This is a genomic window from Paenibacillus camerounensis (assembly GCF_000723885.1).
Taxonomy (GTDB): domain Bacteria; phylum Bacillota; class Bacilli; order Paenibacillales; family Paenibacillaceae; genus Paenibacillus_AQ; species Paenibacillus_AQ camerounensis.
Genome location: NZ_CCDG010000123.1, coordinates 1 through 694, shown reverse-complemented (window position 1 = coordinate 694; position 694 = coordinate 1). Strand labels below are relative to the sequence as shown.

The 694-nt window shown below is 47.4% G+C and carries 1 protein-coding gene; it reads left to right on the top strand.

Annotated elements, in window-relative coordinates:
- On the top strand, window positions 1-694 hold a 694-nt coding region (locus BN3772_RS29775), incomplete at both ends, for an AMP-binding protein (protein WP_042204353.1).

Sequence of the window (694 nt, the reverse complement as noted above, 5' to 3'; positions counted from 1 at the left end):
GGATTCAATGATACGGCTGTTGAGTATGCACGAGACCGGACTGTCGTAGATTTGTTCGAGGAGCAGGTTAAGAAAACACCTGATCATATAGCAGTAGTATTCGGGGAAGAGCAGCTTACTTATGCCGAGCTAAACCGAAAGGCAAACCAGCTGGCAAGGAAACTGCGCAAGATGGGCGTGAAGCCGGATGACTTCGTTGCCATTCTGGCAGAGCGGAGTATCGAGATGATTGTAGCGATCTATGGAATTCTGAAAGCGGGAGGGGCCTATGTACCGCTAGACCCTACCTTTCCGGAAGAGAGAATCGCGTTCATGCTCCAGGATAGCCAGCCCAAAGCCATTCTTATCTATCAGGCAGACCTGAAATGTAATGCCGGTATGCCAATAATCGATCTCGCAGAGAGGGAGAATTGGGGTGGGGTGTCTACAAACCCGAAAAAGGTAAACCAACCTGAGGATTTGGCTTATGTAATCTACACTTCGGGAACAACGGGTACACCGAAAGGAGTCTTGGTTAAGCACAGTGGCGTTGCATCTTTGAGAACCCATTTGCTGGATACATATAGAGTAACAGAGGAAGATAATATTCTACAGTTTGCAAACTATATATTTGATGCTTCGGTTTGGGAAATGACGCTCTCCTTATTGGTAGGAGCCAGGCTGACGATTCCGACGCAAGCTATCATTTCAGACA